At 73.8% G+C, this 16782-nt stretch carries 15 protein-coding genes; 5 read left to right on the top strand and 10 right to left on the bottom strand.

The window, feature by feature from the left end:
* Positions 1-33 precede the first annotated feature (33 nt).
* The 10 genes from ffh to ftsY form a co-directional block, all read right to left on the bottom strand.
* Positions 34-1590, bottom strand: coding sequence for a signal recognition particle protein (gene ffh / locus ACLQ2W_RS26975; RefSeq protein WP_425789780.1), 1557 nt, complete (start codon positions 1588-1590; stop codon positions 34-36).
* Positions 1591-1709: 119 nt separating this feature from the next.
* Positions 1710-2366 (bottom strand): response regulator transcription factor, encoded by a 657-nt coding sequence (locus tag ACLQ2W_RS26970; protein ID WP_107156095.1) that lies wholly within the window; start codon positions 2364-2366, stop codon positions 1710-1712.
* A complete protein-coding gene (locus ACLQ2W_RS26965) occupies positions 2363-3484 on the bottom strand; it encodes a sensor histidine kinase (protein WP_425789778.1) in 1122 nt (373 codons plus the stop codon). The genes ACLQ2W_RS26970 and ACLQ2W_RS26965 overlap by 4 nt, the downstream gene beginning before the upstream one ends.
* Positions 3485-3504: 20 nt before the next feature.
* A complete protein-coding gene (locus tag ACLQ2W_RS26960) occupies positions 3505-4326 on the bottom strand; it encodes an ABC transporter permease (RefSeq protein ID WP_425789776.1) in 822 nt (273 codons plus the stop codon).
* Positions 4316-5218 (bottom strand): ABC transporter ATP-binding protein, encoded by a 903-nt coding sequence (locus ACLQ2W_RS26955; protein ID WP_405092844.1) that lies wholly within the window; start codon positions 5216-5218, stop codon positions 4316-4318. The genes ACLQ2W_RS26960 and ACLQ2W_RS26955 overlap by 11 nt, the downstream gene beginning before the upstream one ends.
* A gap of 134 nt (positions 5219-5352) precedes the next feature.
* Complete coding sequence (locus ACLQ2W_RS26950; RefSeq protein ID WP_425789773.1) at positions 5353-7668, bottom strand: [protein-PII] uridylyltransferase; 2316 nt, start codon at positions 7666-7668, stop codon at positions 5353-5355.
* A gap of 17 nt (positions 7669-7685) precedes the next feature.
* A complete protein-coding gene (locus ACLQ2W_RS26945; protein WP_013284578.1) occupies positions 7686-8024 on the bottom strand; it encodes a P-II family nitrogen regulator in 339 nt (112 codons plus the stop codon).
* Positions 8025-8049: 25 nt separating this feature from the next.
* Complete coding sequence (locus ACLQ2W_RS26940; RefSeq protein WP_425789771.1) at positions 8050-9459, bottom strand: ammonium transporter; 1410 nt, start codon at positions 9457-9459, stop codon at positions 8050-8052.
* Positions 9460-9623: 164 nt separating this feature from the next.
* Positions 9624-10487 carry an aminoglycoside phosphotransferase family protein gene (locus ACLQ2W_RS26935; protein WP_281935717.1) on the bottom strand — a complete coding sequence of 288 codons (864 nt, stop codon included), beginning with the start codon at positions 10485-10487 and terminating at the stop codon, positions 9624-9626.
* Between the two features lie 8 nt (positions 10488-10495).
* Complete coding sequence (gene ftsY, locus ACLQ2W_RS26930; protein WP_425789769.1) at positions 10496-11677, bottom strand: signal recognition particle-docking protein FtsY; 1182 nt, start codon at positions 11675-11677, stop codon at positions 10496-10498.
* 146 nt (positions 11678-11823) lie between these two features.
* On the opposite strand from ftsY, the gene ACLQ2W_RS26925 reads away from it, so the two are divergent.
* From ACLQ2W_RS26925 to ACLQ2W_RS26905, 5 genes are all read left to right on the top strand, one after another.
* Positions 11824-13536 (top strand): alkaline phosphatase D family protein, encoded by a 1713-nt coding sequence (locus ACLQ2W_RS26925; protein WP_425789767.1) that lies wholly within the window; start codon positions 11824-11826, stop codon positions 13534-13536.
* A gap of 13 nt (positions 13537-13549) precedes the next feature.
* A complete protein-coding gene (locus tag ACLQ2W_RS26920) occupies positions 13550-13975 on the top strand; it encodes a MarR family winged helix-turn-helix transcriptional regulator (RefSeq protein ID WP_107156104.1) in 426 nt (141 codons plus the stop codon).
* Positions 13976-14086: 111 nt separating this feature from the next.
* Positions 14087-15682, top strand: a complete 1596-nt coding sequence (locus ACLQ2W_RS26915; protein ID WP_425789765.1) for an MDR family MFS transporter — start codon at positions 14087-14089, stop codon at positions 15680-15682.
* Positions 15679-16167: a universal stress protein gene (locus ACLQ2W_RS26910; RefSeq protein ID WP_281935726.1), complete on the top strand. Its 489-nt coding sequence runs from the start codon at positions 15679-15681 to the stop codon at positions 16165-16167. Before ACLQ2W_RS26915 ends, ACLQ2W_RS26910 begins: the two co-directional genes overlap by 4 nt.
* A 66-nt stretch (positions 16168-16233) precedes the next feature.
* Complete coding sequence (locus ACLQ2W_RS26905) at positions 16234-16770, top strand: DinB family protein (RefSeq protein WP_425789762.1); 537 nt, start codon at positions 16234-16236, stop codon at positions 16768-16770.
* Positions 16771-16782 lie beyond the last annotated feature (12 nt).

Here is a 16782-nt window from a genome sequence, read left to right as displayed (position 1 = left end):
GAGATGATGGCGTCGCCCACCGTCACCGACACGCTAGCGGGGACCCTTCTCCCCGCCCTTGCCCAGCTTGTTGAAGTCGATCTTCGGCAGCTTGAAGCCGGGCGGCAGGCCCTGCCCACCGGCCAGGTCGCCCGGGTCCAGGCCCGGCGGGAGCTGCGGCATGCCGCCGGGGAAGCCGCCCGGCATCCCGGCACCGGTACGCGGCCGACCGCCGCCGCCCTTGGTGCCCTTGCGCTTGTTCTTCGGCGACTTGGTCGCCTTGCGCCGGCCGCCGCCGGGCAGCCCCATCATGCCGCCCATCTGCTTCATCATCTTCTGCGCGTCGGCGAAGCGGTTGAGCAGCTGGTTGACGTCCATCACGGTGACGCCGGAACCGCCTGCGATGCGGGCCCGGCGGGAACCGTTGATGATCTTCGGGTTGGTGCGCTCGCCCGGCGTCATCGACCGGATGATCGCGGTGACCCGGTCGAAGTGCTTGTCGTCCAGCTCGGCGATCTGGTCCTTCATCTGGCCCATGCCGGGCATCATGGCCAGCACGTTGGCGATCGGACCCATCCGCCGGACCGCGATGAGCTGATCGAGGAAGTCCTCCAGCGTGAAGGTCTCCCCGCCCATCAGCTTGGCGGTCATCTTCTCCTTCTGATCGGAGTCGAAGGCCGCCTCGGCCTGCTCGATCAGCGTGAGGACGTCGCCCATGCCGAGGATCCGGCTGGCCATCCGGTCGGGGTGGAAGACGTCGAAGTCCTCCAGCTTCTCGCCGGTGGAGGCGAACAGGATCGGCTGGCCGGTGACCTCCCGGACGGAGAGCGCGGCACCGCCGCGGGCGTCACCGTCGAGCTTGGAGAGGACCACGCCGGTGATGCCGACGCCGTCCCGGAACGCCTCGGCGGTGCGGACCGCGTCCTGGCCGACCATGGCGTCGATGACGAAGATGACCTCGTCCGGCTGAACCGCGTCGCGGATGTCCGCGGCCTGCCGCATCATCTCGGCGTCGATGCCGAGCCGGCCGGCGGTGTCCACGATGACGATGTCGCGGGCGGCGCGGCGGGCGTGCTCGATCGAGTCGCGGGCCACCTGCACCGGGTCGCCGACGCCGTTGCCGGGCGCCGGGGCGTACACCTCGACGCCGGCCCGGCCGCCGAGCACCTGGAGCTGCCCGACGGCGTTCGGGCGCTGGAGGTCGGCGGCGACCAGCAGCGGCTGGTGGCCCTGGCCCTTGAGCCAGCGGGCCAGCTTGCCGGCGAGCGTGGTCTTGCCGGAGCCCTGGAGGCCGGCGAGCATGATCACGGTCGGCGGGTTCTTGGCGAACTGGAGCCGTCGCCCCTCGCCGCCGAGGACGTTGATCAGCTCCTCGTTGACGATCTTGACGATCTGCTGGGCCGGGTTGAGCGCCTGGGAGACCTCGGACCCACGGGCCCGCTCCTTGACGTTCGCGATGAAGCCCTTGACCACCGGCAGGGCGACGTCGGCCTCCAGCAGCGCCATCCGGATCTCGCGTGCGGTGGCGTCGATGTCGGCGTCGGTGAGCCGCCCCTTGCCGCGGAGCTTGGTGAAGATCCCGGACAGGCGGTCACTCAAGGTGTCAAACACGCGAACATCCCGTTTGTCGTCATCGGCGGGCACAGTGCGGCCGGGCCGGCTGTCCAGCCCACCGTTAGGGTAGCCCGCCGCCCGCACCCCCGCTCCGACCCGGCCGCCCTCCGACCGGGTCAGGAGACGACCAGGCCCGACTGGTACGCGAAGACCACCAGTTGCGCCCGGTCCCGGGCACCGAGCTTCACCATCGCCCGGCTGACGTGGGTACGCGCCGTCGCCGGGCTGACCACCAGCCGGTCCGCGATCTCGGCGTTGCTCAGCCCCTCCCCGACCAGCCCCACCACCTCGCGTTCCCGGTCGGTGAGCGACCCGAGCCGGGGATGCGGACGCGGCACCCGGGCCGGCCGGGTGGCGAACTCCCGGACCACCCGCCGGGTCACCGACGGGGACAGCAGCGCCTCCCCGTCGGCGACCAGGCGGATCGCCCGCAGCAGGTCGACCGGGCGGGTGTCCTTGGTGAGGAAGCCGCTGGCGCCGTGCCGGAGCGCGTCGAAGACGTACTCGTCCAGCTCGAACGTGGTCAGCACCACCACCCGGGTGCCGGCCAGCGTCGGGTCGCCGACGATGCGACGGGTGGCCTCGATGCCGTCGACGCCGGGCATCCGCACGTCCATCAGCACCACGTCGGGGCGTTCCCGGCGGGCCACCGTCACGGCGGCGAGCCCGTCGGCGGCCTCCCCCACGACCGTCAGGTCGTCCTCGCTCTCCACCAGGGCCCGCAGTCCGATCCGGACCAGGTCCTGGTCGTCGGCGAGCAGCACCCGGATCATGTGACCTCCCGCGTGGGCAGCGTGGCGTGCACCCGGAAACCGCCGGCCGGGGCCGCCCCGGCGCTGAACGTACCGCCGAGCGCGGTGACCCGTTCGCGCATGCCGACCAGGCCCGAGCCGGTGGGCCGGGCAGGCCGGGCGGAGGGGCCCCGGCCGGTGTCGGTGACCTCCACGGTGACCTGGCCCGGCGCGTACCCGACGCGGACCGCGGCGGTGGCCGGCCCGGCGTGCCGCAACACGTTGGTCAGCGCCTCCTGCACCACCCGGTACGCGGCCAGGTCCACCGCCGCCGGCAGCGCGCGCGTCACGCCGGCCACCTCGACGGTGAGCGGCACGCCGGCGCCGGCCAGCCGGTCCCGCAACTGCGGGAGCTGGCTCAGCCCGGGTGCCGGCGCGCGCTCGTCGACGGACTCCTCGCGACGGACCACGGTGAGCGTGACCCGCAGCTCGTCCAACGCCTCCTGGCTGGTCCGGCTGATCGCGGTGAGCGCCGCCTCGGCCTGCTCGGGCCTGCGGGCCAGCAGGTGCAACGCGATCTCGGCCTGGAGGTGGATCGCGGCGAGCCCGTGGCCCACCACGTCGTGCACCTCCCGGGCCACCCGCAGCCGCTCCGCGTCGGCCAGCCGGCGGGCCTCGTCCGCCCGGCTCCGCGCGGTGGCCTCCCGGCCCATCCGCACGGTGACACCGATCGCGACCGGCACCACCACCCACGCGGCGACCGGCATCAGACCGACCGGCCCCGGTGGCCGGACCCCGACGAACACGTAGACCAGCAGCGCGGCCAACGCGACCGCGCCGGCCACCGCCGCGTCGCGGAACGGCCGGTGCGCGGCCACCGCGTAGACCGCGGCGAAGAACGACAGCAGGATCGGGCCGTACGGGTAGTCCAGCATCAGGTACGCCGTGGTCGCGGCGGTGACCACGGCCAGGGTCGGCACCGGCCACCGCCGGCGTCCCGCCACCGCGAGCGCGGCGACCACCACCAGCGGATAGGCGCCCAGGTCGGCCCGGACGTCCTGGTTCAGGCCGGCCGGCCCGGTGCCGGCCAGCCCGATCGCCAGCAGGGCCAGGGCGAGCAGGCCGTCGAGGGACCACCGGCCCCGACGCTCGCGGTCCACCTCGCTCCCCCCGTCCCGGCTCAGCCGATGTCCCGCCGGCGCAGCAGCGCCGCGCCGACCGCCGCGAAGCCCACCAGGTACGCGGCCACCACCACCGCCGCCTGTCCACCGCCGACGGTGGCCGCGACACCCGGGGTGTCCCCGGGCGCGCCCAGCGCGGCGGCCAACGCCCCGGCGTTCGGGCCCGGCAGCCCCTGCTGGGCGGTCGCCACCCAGTCGACGAGCGGGGCGGCGATGGCGGCGAGCAGGTTCTGCACGGCGAGCATCCACACCAGTCCCAAGCCGACCGGGAGCGCCACCGCACGCAACGCGACCGCGAGCACGGCACCGAGCATGGCCCACATCGTCGCGACGAGCCACCCCGCGCCGACGCCGACCACCAGATCACCGGCCGACGGCCAGCGCACCGGCTGCGCCTCGGCGGACGCGATCAGCGCGGCGGCCACCGCGCCGACCGCGAACACGGCCAGCACCACGCCCAGCGCGGCGACCGCGAGCGCGAGCAGCTTGCCCGCGTACACCTGGAGCCGGGTCGGGCCCTGGGTGAGCACGGTCTTCCAGGTGCCCCAGCCGTACTCGCCGCCGACCGTGAGCACACCGAGGATCAGCAGGATCGCGCCGAGGAAGATCGGCAGGCCGCCGAGCGAGTTGCCGACCAGGTGGTCGGGGAGCAGGGCGGGCAGCGCCCGGTCCGTGTTCGGGCCGTCGGCGCCACCGGCCACCCCGGCGTACGGGAAGAGGTAGGTGAAGATCAGCGACAACGCCAGCGTGATGGCCAGCAGCAGCCAGACGGCCGGCCGCCGGACCAGCTTGGCCAGCTCGGCACGGAAACTACGCGACATCGGCGGTACCCCGTTCCACCAGGTCGAAGAAGATCTGCTCCAGGTCCCGTTCCCGGGGCCGCAGCTCGCGTACGGCGAGCCCGGCACCGACAAGCGCGGTGTTCAGCCAGGCGGCCCGCGCCGGCTCGACCGCCAGTTCCAGCCCGCCGTCGACGACACGGACCCGGTCCGCGCCGACGAGTTCCCGGGCCCGCTCCGCCGCCGCGTCCAGCGGGTCGGCGAGCACCCGCAGCCCGGCCGCGCCGCGTAGTTCGTCGATGCTGCCCTCGGCGACCAGCGCGCCCCGGGCGATCACGCCCACCCGGTCGCAGATCTGCTCGACCTCGCCGAGCAGGTGACTGGAGACCAGCACGGTGTGCCCGGCCGCGCCGAGCCGCCGGATCAGCGTCCGCATGTCCGCCATGCCGGCCGGGTCGAGGCCGTTCGTCGGCTCGTCCAGGATCAGCAGGCGCGGGTCCTTCAGCAGCGCGGCGGCCACCCCGAGGCGCTGCTTCATGCCCAGCGAGTAGCCGGTGTACCGGTCGCCGGCCCGGTCGGCGAGGTCGACCTGGTCGAGCACCGCCGCGACCCGGTCCGCGCCGACGCCGGCGTAGCGGGCCAGCACGCGCAGGTTGTCCCGGCCGGACAGGTACGGGTAGAACGCCGGCCCCTCGATCAGCGCGCCGACGCCGCTGAGCCGCCCGACGCCGGGGGTACGGCCGAACAGCCGCACCGTGCCGGCGCTGGGCCGGACCAGGCCGAGCAGCATGCGCAGCGTGGTGGTCTTGCCGGCGCCGTTGGGGCCGAGGAAGCCGTACACCTCGCCGGGTCGGACGGTCAGGTCGAGATGCCGCACGGCGGTCAGGCCGCCGTACCGTTTGGTGAGCGCTTCGGTCTGCACGGGCGGGTTCATGCCGTTGAGCGTCCCGCCGGCGGCCCTCCGCCGCGTCGGCCCGGCGGCGGCTCCCGGCGTACGTCAGTGGACGTAGCGCGAGGTGTTAAGCGGGGGCCCCGCCTCTACCGGAAACGTTAATAGGGGGCCCCTCCTTACACGGCGGCGAGGACGGCGGCCTCGACGACGGCCCGACGCTCGCCCGGTAGGTCGGTGCCGACCAGGTAGAACGTGTCCACCACGTCGCCGCCGAGGGTGGCGATCCGGGCGGCGCGCACCTGGGCGCCGGCCTCGTCGAGCGCGCAGGTGACCCGGTAGAGCAGGCCGGCCGCGTCCGCCGCGCGCAACTCCAGCAGCACCGCGTCGGTGGCCGCCTCCCGGTGCCAGACCACGCGGGGCGCGGCGCCCCGGCTGCGGGCGGCGAGCGCCCGGCCGCGCAGCCGCTGGGTGACCGAGACGTCGCCGGCCACCGCCCGGCGCAGGTCGGCGCTGAGCGCGATCGGGTCGGGGGCGAGCCCGTAGCGCGGCTGCACCCGGCACTCGACCAGGGCGCGACCGTCCACCGTGGCGGCGTCCGCGGAGATCACTTCCAGTCGGTGCAGGGCCAGGCACCCGGCCACCGTGGCGAGCAGCCCACGCCGGTCGGCCGCGGCCACCGACACCCGGTCCTCGCCCAGGTGTACGACCGGCAGCGGGCCGGCGACCAGCGCCGGGTCGGGGGCCGGCGGGGCGGGCACCTCGCCGGTGTCAAGCGTGGTGCGTACCCGGGCGACCAGGTCGGCGATCAGCCGGCCCTTCCAGCCGGACCAGGCGGCCGGGCCGGTGGCGGCGGCGTCCGCCCGGACCAGCGCGTGCAGCAGTTCCAGCGTGCCGGGGTCGCCGACCAGCCCGGCGACCCCGGCGATGGTCTTCGGGTCGGACAGGTCCCGCCGGGTGGCCACCTCGGGCAGCAGCAGGTGCAGCCGGACCAGCGTGCCGATCAGCGCCGCCTCGGCCGGGGGCAGCCCGATCCGGGTGGCCACCGCCTCGGCCAGCGGCGCCCCGACAGTCGAATGATCTCCGGAGGTGCCGACGTGCTCATGCCTGCCGGCCCGCCCGGCGGCACCTCCGCCAGCCAGTCCCTTGCCGATGTCGTGCAGGAACGCGCCGAGCAGCAGCAGGTCGGGGCGCTCGACGTCGCGGGTGTGCCGGCTGGCCTCGTACGCGGTCTGCACCAGGTGCCGGTCGAGCGTGAACCGGTGCACCGGGTTGTGCTGGGGCAGGCTGCGCATCCGGGTCCACTCGGGCAGCCAGCCGTCGATCAGCCCGTACCTGTCGCAGGTCTCCCAGGCGGGCACCAGGCCGGGTCCGGCGCCGAGCAGGGTGATCAGCGCGGCGCGGGCGGCCGGCGGCCAGGGCGCGGGCAGCGGCGGGCAGTACGCGGCCAGCCACTCGCAGGTGGCGCGCGCGATGGGCAGCCGGGTGGTGGCCGCCGCGGCGGCCACCCGCAGCGACAGGCAGGGGTCGGGGCGGGCCCCGATCGCGGTCCGGGCGAGCACCAGTTCGCCGTCCTGCTCGACGACGTCCCGGGCGACCGGGCGGCGCACCGGCCGGCCGGAGGCGGCACGCTGCCGGCCGGAACGGAGTCGGTCGGCGGCCCGCCAGGCGTCGTCGAGGGCGTGGCGGACGGTCCGCGCGTCGCCGGCGGTCAGGCGCAGCAGCGCGTCGCCCCCGTCGACGCCGAGGAGCTTCGCCACGCCGTCGCGTTCCTGCGCGACCAGGCGGTCGACCCGGCGGCCGACCTGCTGGTGCAGGGCGTCGCGGGTGTCCAGCAGCCGCCGGTGCGCGGCGTGCACGGCGGGGCGGAGCGCGTCGGTGACGCCGGCGGTGGCGATGGCCCGCAGGATGCCGACGTCGCGCAGCCCACCGGCGGCCTCCTTGAGGTCGCCTTCGAGCAGGAAGGCCAGCTCGCCGTGGGCCTCCCAGCGGGTCGCGGTGATCTCGCGCAGCCCGGGGAGCTGCCGGATGGCGGTGCGCCGCCAGTGGTCGGTGGCGGTGCGGGCGAGCTGCTCGGTCAGGGCCGGGTCGCCGGCCACGTGGCGCGCGTCGAGCAGGCCGAGGGCGACCTTGACGTCGTCCTGGGCCACCGAGAGCGCCTCGGCGACGGTGCGTACCGAGTGGTCGAGCCGCAGGCCGGCGTCCCAGATGGGGTACCAGAGCGCGGCGGCCAGCTCGTCGACGCCGGGCACCCCGGCGTGCAGCAGCACCAGGTCGAGGTCGCCGTAGGGGGCGCACTGGCGGCGGCCGAGCCCGCCCACGGCGACGAGCGCGACGCCGGGCCGGGCCGGGAAGATCCGGCGCAGCCAGGCGTCGAGCGCGTCGGCGCGGTCCGCGCGGGCCGCCGCGCCGACGCCCCCGGGCAGGCCGGTGACCTCGTTGACCACGGGTACGCCGTCCCCGCCCGGGGCGGTGGCCGTGGTCAACGAGGTCACGTCGGCGGATTCCGTGGTCAGAGCGCGTCGAGCCCGCGCTCGCCGGTACGCACCCGGACGACCTCCTCGACGCCGGTCACCCAGACCTTGCCGTCGCCGATCTTGCCGGTCCGGGCGGCGCCGACGATGGCGTCCACGATCTTGTCGACGTCCATCTCGTCGGTGAGCACCTCGACCCGGATCTTGGGCAGGAACTCGACCGTGTACTCCGCACCCCGGTAGACCTCGGTGTGCCCCTTCTGCCGGCCATAGCCCTGGACCTCGCTGACGGTCAGCCCGGCCACGCCGAGGGCGTGCAGGGCCTCCTTCACCGCGTCCAACTGGTACGGCTTGATGACCGCGGTCACCAGCTTCATGTCCAATCCCTCCATCCCAGGAACGTTAACCGGCGACCTTCTCGCCGACCGGCGCGGCGGACGGGTCCGCCTCGTCGGTGGGCTCCGGGCTCGGCTTGCCGCCGCCGATCCCGGCCAGGGCGAACGCGCTGGTGCTGCTGCCCGTGGTGGGCGACAGGTCGTACGCGCTCTCCGCGTGCTCGGCGACGTCGATGCCGTCGACCTCGGCCTCGGCCGACACCCGGAAGCCGATCGTCTTCTGGATGGCGAAGGCGAGCAGCCAGGCCACCCCACCCGACCAGACGGTGACGATCAGACCGGCCAGCGCCTGCCGGCCGAGCTGGGTGATGCCGCCGCCGTAGAACAGGCCGTCGGAGGCGCCGACCACGTCGCCGATCGCGCTGTTGACGGAGTTGGTGGCGAACAGGCCGAGCCAGAGCGAGCCGATCCAGCCGCCGACGAAGTGCACGCCGACCACGTCGAGCGAGTCGTCGTAGCCGAGCTTGTACTTCAGGCTGATGGCGAGCGCGCAGACCGCACCGGCGACGAGCCCGAGCAGGACCGCCGCCCAGGGGGCGATGAAACCGCAGGCCGGGGTGATCGCGACCAGGCCGGCGACCGCGCCGGAGGACGCGCCGACCATGGTCGGACGGCCGTCCTTGATCCGCTCGATCAGCAGCCAGCCGAGCACCGCCGCGGCGGTGGCGAGCTGGGTGTTGAGGAACGCCAGGCCGGCCACCGAGTCGACGGTCAGCTCGGAGCCGGCGTTGAAGCCGAACCAGCCGAACCAGAGCAGACCGGCGCCGAGCGCGACGAGCGGGATGTTGTGCGGCTTCATGCCCTCGCGGGGCCATCCGACCCGCTTGCCGAGCACCAGCGCCACGCCGAGCGCCGCCGCACCGGCGTTGATGTGCACCGCGGTGCCGCCGGCGAAGTCCAGCGCGTGCAGCTTGGCGCCGATGATGCCGCCGCCCCACACCCAGTGCGCGACCGGGAAGTAGACCAGGGTGGCCCAGCCGAACGCGAAGAGCAGCCAGCCGGAGAACTTGGCCCGGTCGGAGATGGCGCCGCTGATCAGCGCGACGGTGATCACCGCGAAGACCATCTGGAACGCCATGAACACGTAGAGCGGGATGCCGATGCCGCTGGGGTTCTCCGCCGTGGCGCCCCAGAGGTCGGTCTCGGCGAGGAACGTCTTGGTGCCGAGGTAGGCGCCCGGGTCACCCCAGAGCCCGTTGACGTCGCTGCCGAACGCGACGCTGAAACCGTAGAACCACCACAGAACAGAGATGAGCCCGATGGCCGAGAAGCTCATCATCATCATGTTGAGCACGCCCTTGGACCTGTTGAGGCCGCCGTAGAACAGCGCCAGGCCGGGGGTCATGAGCAGCACGAGAGCGGTCGAAACCAGCAGCCAAACGGTGTTGCCGCCGTCGATCGTCGGTGCTTCAGGCACGCTGGCCTCCTAAAGGTGAACTTCCTCCTTCGCGGCTTCCGGGGCAGCGTCGCCCGTACGCCGGTTGCGCGGAAGCTTGGTCGGCCGCTGTTTCCTGTACCGACACCGCTCGATTTCCGACGCGTGACGGGTTGTTTCCGGCGTGTGAAGAACGCCGATCTTGCTCAGCGCAGCGCGTACTCCAGGTGGTGCCGCTCGTAGTCGAGCAGGCGCAGGTCCCGCATCGGGCGGCGGAGATGGCCCTTGTGCACGATCCGGACGAACGCCGGCTCACCGGCGGCGGCCATCCGCCGGATGCCCTCGACGTGGTCGACGATGCGCTTGCGGATGGTGCGGATGAGCCGGTGCCGGTCGCGGGGGATCAGCCCGTACGCGTCGGCGAACAGGCGCAGCCGGCGCGGCCGGTCGGGGCGCTTCCAGCCGAGCGTGATGGAGTCCCGGTCGGCGAAGATCGGCACCCAGGTCCAGGCCGCGTACGCCACGTCGTAGATGCGGGCGCCGGGCGAGGCGAGGTCGAAGTCGATCAGCCCGAGCGTGCCGTCGGGACGCCAGATCACGTTGTGCGGCGCGGCGTCGTGGTGGCAGATGACCTCGGTGTCCGGCGGGGGCGGGCCGAACGAGCGCCAGACCGCACCGGGCGGCGGGGTGAAACCGTACTGGGCGTCGTGGAACATCCGCAGCATGGTGGCCACCGTGACCAGCGCCTCGTCGGTCACCCAGTGCGGGGCCAGCGGGTACTCCCCGCACTCCCCCTCCAGGTACGACAGCACCTCCCGGTTGCGCTCGTCCATGCCGAGCGCGCGCGGCGCGCCGGTGAAGCCGACGTATTCCAGGTGGCGCAGCAGCGCGTGCACCGAGGGGGTCCAGGGGCCGGCGTTGCGCCGGACCGTGTCGCCCACGCGGACCACGGTGCTGACGTTCCCGCCGTGCAGCGGGATCTCCTGCGAAGTCACGTACGGTCTCCCGAGGCGCGGCGCGGGGTGGTGGGGGTCGCGCCACTCCGGGTAGGCGCGATCGTCGGTGGTCACGGCAGGGGTTACGCGTCCCGGCCGGGCGGCTCGGTGCCGAGCAGCGCGTCGACGAACTGCGCCGGGTCGAACGGGGCCAGGTCGTCCTTGCCCTCGCCGAGCCCGACCAGCTTGACCGGGATGCCGAGCTTGCGTTGCACGGCGATCACGATGCCGCCCTTGGCCGTCCCGTCGAGCTTGGTCAGCACCACGCCTGTGACGTTGACCGCCTCGGTGAAGACCCGGGCCTGCTCCAGGCCGTTCTGGCCGGTGGTGGCGTCCAGGATCAGCAGCGTCTCGTCGATCGGGCCGTGCTTCTCCACCACCCGCTTGACCTTGCCCAGCTCGTCCATCAGGCCGATCTTGTTCTGGAGCCGGCCGGCGGTGTCGATGAGCACGGTGTCGACGCCCACCTCGATGCCGCGCCGGACCGCGTCGAACGCGACGCTGGCCGGGTCGGCGGCCTCCGGGCCACGGACCGTCTCCGCGCCCACCCGGCCGCCCCAGGTCTCCAGCTGGTCGGCGGCGGCGGCCCGGAACGTGTCGGCCGCGCCGAGCAGCACGGTACGGCCGTCCGCGACCAGCACCCGGGCGATCTTGCCGCAGGTGGTGGTCTTGCCGGCGCCGTTCACGCCGACCACCAGCACCACCGCCGGCACGCCATCCTTCGGCGTGGTCCGCAGCGACCGGTCCAGGCCGGGGTCGAGCGCGTTGACCAGTTCGGTGGCGAGCAGCGTGCGCAGTTCGTCGCCGGTGCGGGTGCCGAGCACCCGGGTGCGCTCCCGCAGCCGGTCGACGATCTCCCGGGTGGAGTCCACGCCGACGTCGGCGGTGATCAGGCTGTCCTCGATCTCCTCCCAGGTGTCCTCGTCGAGCCGGTCGCGGCTGAGCAGGCCGAGCAGGCCCTTGCCGAACGCGTTCTGTGAGCGGGACAGCCGGGAGCGCAGCCGGACCAGCCGGCCGGCGGTGGGCTCGGGAACCTCGATCGGGGGCGCCTCGACCGGCGGCGCCTCGACCACCACGCCGGTGGTCAGTTCCGCCTCGGGCGCCTCCACCGGCGGGCCGGCCAGGTCCTCCTCGGTGCGGGTGTCGACCTCCGTGCGCGGCAGCGGCGGCTCGGGGCGCCGGCGCAGCCGGGGCACCACCAGGCTCAGGCCGCCGATGATGAGCACGCCGAGCAGGGCGAGAGCGACGAGGAGGTATTCCTTCATGCCGAAATCCTGTCAGATGCCGGCGACGGCGTCCCACTCACCGCCTCGGCACGCGAACAACCTGCGGGTACGCTCGCGTTCGGAAGGCGTACCGCAACCGCCGGCCGGGTAGGAACGCCCATACGATCTTGTCGGAGGTAGACGCCGTGCCCGGTTCCCGCCTGCTCATCGGCCCACTGCTGCGTCGGGTCGTCGACACGCGGGCGACGGTCTGGGTGGAGACCAGCGCGCCCGCCGTGGTCACCGTCCGCACGGCCGACGGCGCCACCGGCAGCGCGCCCACCTTCTCCGCGTACGACCACCACTACGCGATCGTGGTGGTGACCGGCCTCACGCCGGACAGCGCCACCGAATACCAGGTGCTGATCGACGACGAGGCGGCCTGGCCGCTGCCGGACAGCGCGTTCCCGCCCAGCGTGATCCGCACCCGTGCGGCCGACGACGCCGACCAGCCGGTACGCCTGGTGTTCGGCTCCTGCCGGGAGACCACCCAGCACTCCACCGCGCGCAAGCTGCCGCCGGACGCGCTCGACGCGTACGCCCGGCGGGTGATGGCCGCGCCCGAGGAGAACACGCTGCCCGACCTGCTGGTGCTGCTCGGTGACCAGGTCTACGCGGACGAGACCTCACCGACCGTGCGCAAGCTGCTCAAGCGGCGTCGGCGGCGGCCGAAGGACGCCCCGGCGACGCAGGTGGTGAGCTTCGACGAGTACACGAAGCTGTATCTGGAGTCCTGGCGGGATCCGGAGATCCGCTGGCTGCTCTCCACCGTGCCGAGCGTGATGATCTTCGACGACCACGAGGTCATCGACGACTGGAACACCTCGCAGTCCTGGCGGGCGGACATGCGGGAGGAGCAGTGGTGGGCCGAGCGGATCCGCAGCGGCCTCGCCTCCTACTGGGTCTATCAGCACCTGGGCAACCTGAGCCCGGACGAGATCGCCGCCGACCCGGTGTACGCGAAGGTGGTGGCCGCCGAGGACGCCACGAGCGTGCTGCACGAGTTCGGCGCGCGGGTGGACACCGAGGCCGACCTGGCGCACGACACCGAGCGCTGGCGGGCCGTGCAGTACCAGTGGAGTTACGCGCTGGACCTGGGGCGCACCCGCCTGGTGATGCTGGACAACCGCTCCAGCCGGGTGCTGCTGCCGGGCAGCCGGGCGATGCTGCCGCCGGGCGAGTGGTCGTGGTTCCTGGACCAGGCGCACGGCGCCTACGACCACCTGGTGGTGGGCACCTCGCTGCCGTGGCTGCTGCCGCCGGGCATCCACCACGTGGAGGCGTGGAACGAGCGCCTGGCCGACTCCGACCGGCCCTGGGTGGCGCGGCTGGCCGAGCAGATGCGCCGGGCCTGGGACCTGGAGCACTGGGCGGCGTTCCGGCGCTCGTTCGAGGCGCTCGGCGAGCTGTTCGCCCGGCTGGGCAGCGGCGCCGCGGCGCGCACCGGCGCCCGGGTGGGCGCCGGTCCGGCGTACCCGCGGCCGGCGTCGATCAGCGTGCTCTCCGGCGACGTGCACCACTCGTACGTGGCCCGGGCCCGGTTCGCCGACCGTGGCGTGCAGACGCCGGTGCACCAGCTCACCTGCTCGCCGATCCACAACCAGGTGCCGGCCGCGATGCGCCCGTTGATGACGCTGGGCTGGAACCCGGGCCCGGCCGGGGCGGCCCGGGCGCTGGCCCGGTCGGCCGGGGTGCGCCGGCCGCCGGTGCGGTGGCGCAAGCTCGCCGGGCCGTACTTCGGCAACGCGGTGGCCACGCTCACCCACCGGGGCCGGTCGGCCGCCGTGGTGATCGAGGGCACCACCAGTGCGGGCGAGTTGCGGCCGGTGGCGCGCCAGCAGCTCAGCGACGAGGACTGACTATCCTCTGATCATGGACGAGACGCTGCGGGCCGTGGAACACGAGTTGACCGCGCTGCTGCGCCGCGGCCGGGCGCTGTCCTGGGAGATCGCCCGCGAGGTCCACCCGAACCTGGAGCCGAACGCCTACGGGTTGCTGCTCTGGCTGCGCCGCTCCGGTCAGATCCGGCTCACCGACCTGGCCGTGAAGCTGGGCATCGGCAAGGGCACGCTGAGCCGGCAGATCGGCGGCCTGGAGACGCTGGGCCTGGTGCGTCGCGACCCGGACCCGACCGACCGGCGGGCCGCCCAGCTCAGCCTCACCGAGGAGGGCACCCGGCGGTTCGACGCGGCGCGGGCGGCCCGGCTCGGGCAGATCCGGCGGTCGCTGGAGAGCTGGCCGGCCGAGGACGTGGCGGCGTTCGCCCGGCTGATGCACCGCTTCAACGAGACGTTCTGACCTGCTCAGGCGGGAATAGGAGACGCACCACTCGCGGTTGTTGCTCAAGGCAACCAAACCGTACGGTTGCCCGAGGCACCCATTTCTCCCCCCTTTCGGAGGCAACCCACGATGACCCAGGCGACCGTGTCCACCCGGGCCCCCGCCGTCGGCATGTCCCACCGGCAGATCCTGGAGGCGCTCTCCGGCCTGCTGCTGGGCATGTTCGTCGCGATCCTCTCCTCCACGGTCGTCTCGAACGCGCTGCCACGGATCATCACCGACCTGCACGGCAGCCAGTCCGCGTACACCTGGGTGGTCACCTCGACGCTGCTGGCCACCACCGCGACCACCCCGATCTGGGGCAAGCTCGCGGACCTGACCAGCAAGAAGATCCTGGTGCAGCTCGCCCTGACGGTCTTCGTGCTGGGCTCGGTGCTGGCCGGGCAGGCCCAGACCACCGGCGAGCTGATCGCCTGCCGCGTGGTGCAGGGCGTCGGCGCGGGCGGGCTCACCGCGCTGGCCCAGGTGATCATGGCGACGATGATCGCTCCCCGCGAGCGCGGCCGGTACAGCGGCTACCTCGGCGCGGTGATGGCGGTCGGCACCATCGGCGGCCCGCTGATCGGCGGCGTGATCGTCGACACCGACTGGCTCGGCTGGCGCTGGTGCTTCTACGTCGGCGTGCCGTTCGCCGTGCTCGCGCTGATCGTGCTCCAGAAGACGCTGCACCTGCCCGTGGTGAAGCGGAAGGTCACCATCGACTGGTGGGGCGCCACGCTGATCACCGCCGCCGTCTCGCTGCTGCTGATCTGGATCACCCTGGCCGGCGACCGGTACGACTGGATCTCCTGGACCAGCGCGGCCATGGTGGCCGGCGCGGTGCTGCTCGGGGTGCTCGCGGTCCGGGTCGAGCAGCGCGCCGCCGAGCCGATGATCCCGCCGCGCCTGTTCCGCAACCGCACCATCACGCTCGCCGTCGTCGCCAGCGTCGCGGTCGGCGTCGGCATGTTCGGCTCCTCGGTCTTCCTCGGCCAGTACTTCCAGATCAGCCGCGGTGAGAGCCCGACCATGGCCGGCCTGATGACGCTGCCGATGATCGGCGGCCTGCTGGTCGCCTCGACCGTGGTGGGCCGGATCATCACCAGCACCGGCCGCTGGAAGCGCTGGCTGGTGACCGGGTCCGTGCTGCTCACCGCCGGCTTCGCGCTGATGGGCGGCATGCGGGTGGACACGCCGTACTGGCGGCTCGCGATCTTCATGGCGCTGATCGGCCTGGGCCTCGGGATGACCATGCAGAACCTGGTGCTGGCCGTGCAGAACACCGTCGGCACGCACGAGCTAGGCGCGGCCAGTTCGGTGGTGGCGTTCTTCCGCAGCCTCGGCGGCGCGGTCGGCGTCAGCGCGCTCGGCGCGCTGCTCGGCCACCGGGTCACCGGCTACCTGGCCGACGGGCTGAGCCGGCTGGGCGTCCCCGCGCCCGCCTCCGGAGGCGGCGGCGCGCTGCCGGACGTGCACGCGCTGCCCGCCCCGATCCGCGCCGTGGTCGAGTCCGCGTACGGGCACGGCGCCGGGGACATCTTCCTGGCCGCCGCCCCGTTCGGGCTGCTCGCCCTGCTCGCGGTGGTGCTGATCCGGGAGGTGCCGCTGCGCCGCACCAACGCCGACCCGGCCCCGACCGGGATCGAGGCGGAGGTGGCCCCGGCCGCCGCCCCGGTGGCCCGATGAACGCGCCGGAACGCGAGCGGTACGGCCCGCAGGCCCGGCCGCTGCCCTACGAGCGGGGCACCGACGGGCCCCGGGTGGTGCTGGTCGGCGTGGACGGCAGCCGCACCTCGATGCGGGCCGCCTCGTACGCCGCCGGGCTGGCCCGCCGGCAGGGCGCCGGCCTGGTGGTGGTGTTCGTCAGCTCGCCGGCCCCGTACAGCGGCATCATGTCCGGGGTGGTGGCCGGCGCGGTGCAGCAGACCCACGACGAGCTGGCCGACGAGCTGCGCGCCGAGTGCCGGCGCGGGGCCGAGGAGCTGGCCCTGCCGGTGACGTTCCTGAGCCGACGCGGCGACGCGTACGCCGAGCTGTGCCGGGCCGCCGACGAGCACCGGGCCGACCTGGTCGTGGTCGGCTCCTCCGAGCAGGCCGGGCACAAGCTGGTCGGCTCCGTCGCCACCCGCCTGGTGCGCGCCGGCCGCTGGCCGGTCGTCGTGGTGCCCTGAGGTGTAAGGAGGGGGCCCCGGTTAACGCCTCGCGTTGTACCCGGGCCCCCTCTTAACATCGCCGGGATGACAACCTGGACCGCACCCGAGATCGACCGCCGCCACGAGCCCTTCGTCGCCGACGAACGCGCCATGCTCCAGGGCTGGCTGGACAACCACCGCGACACCCTGCGCCTCAAGTGCGCCGGGCTGACCGCCGAGCAACTGCGCACCCGCAGCGTCGAGCCCTCCGGGCTGACCCTGCTCGGCCTGGTCCGGCACATGGCCGACGTGGAGCGCTGGTGGTTCCGGGTCCGCGCCGCCAGCCTGGAACTGCCCGACATGTACGACTACGACAAGGACCCGGACGCCGACCTCAACGACATCGCCGACGCCGACCCGGCCGAGGCGCTCGCCACGCTGGCCGCCGAGATCGAGGCGGCCGACCGGGCGGTGGCCGACCTGCCGCTGGAGCACACCTTCTCGCACCGCCGCCGCGACGGCGACGGGTTCCACGAGATCAGCCTCCGCTGGGTCTACGTGCACATGATCGAGGAGTACGCCCGGCACAACGGCCACGCCGACCTGATCCGGGAACGCATCGACGGCGTCACCGGGAGCTGATCCGCACCCCCG

Source organism: Micromonospora sp. DT227 (assembly GCF_049841835.1).
GTDB lineage: Bacteria > Actinomycetota > Actinomycetes > Mycobacteriales > Micromonosporaceae > Micromonospora.
Note: the sequence above shows the minus strand (reverse complement) of the source record. Positions and strands in the feature narration are given on the sequence as shown.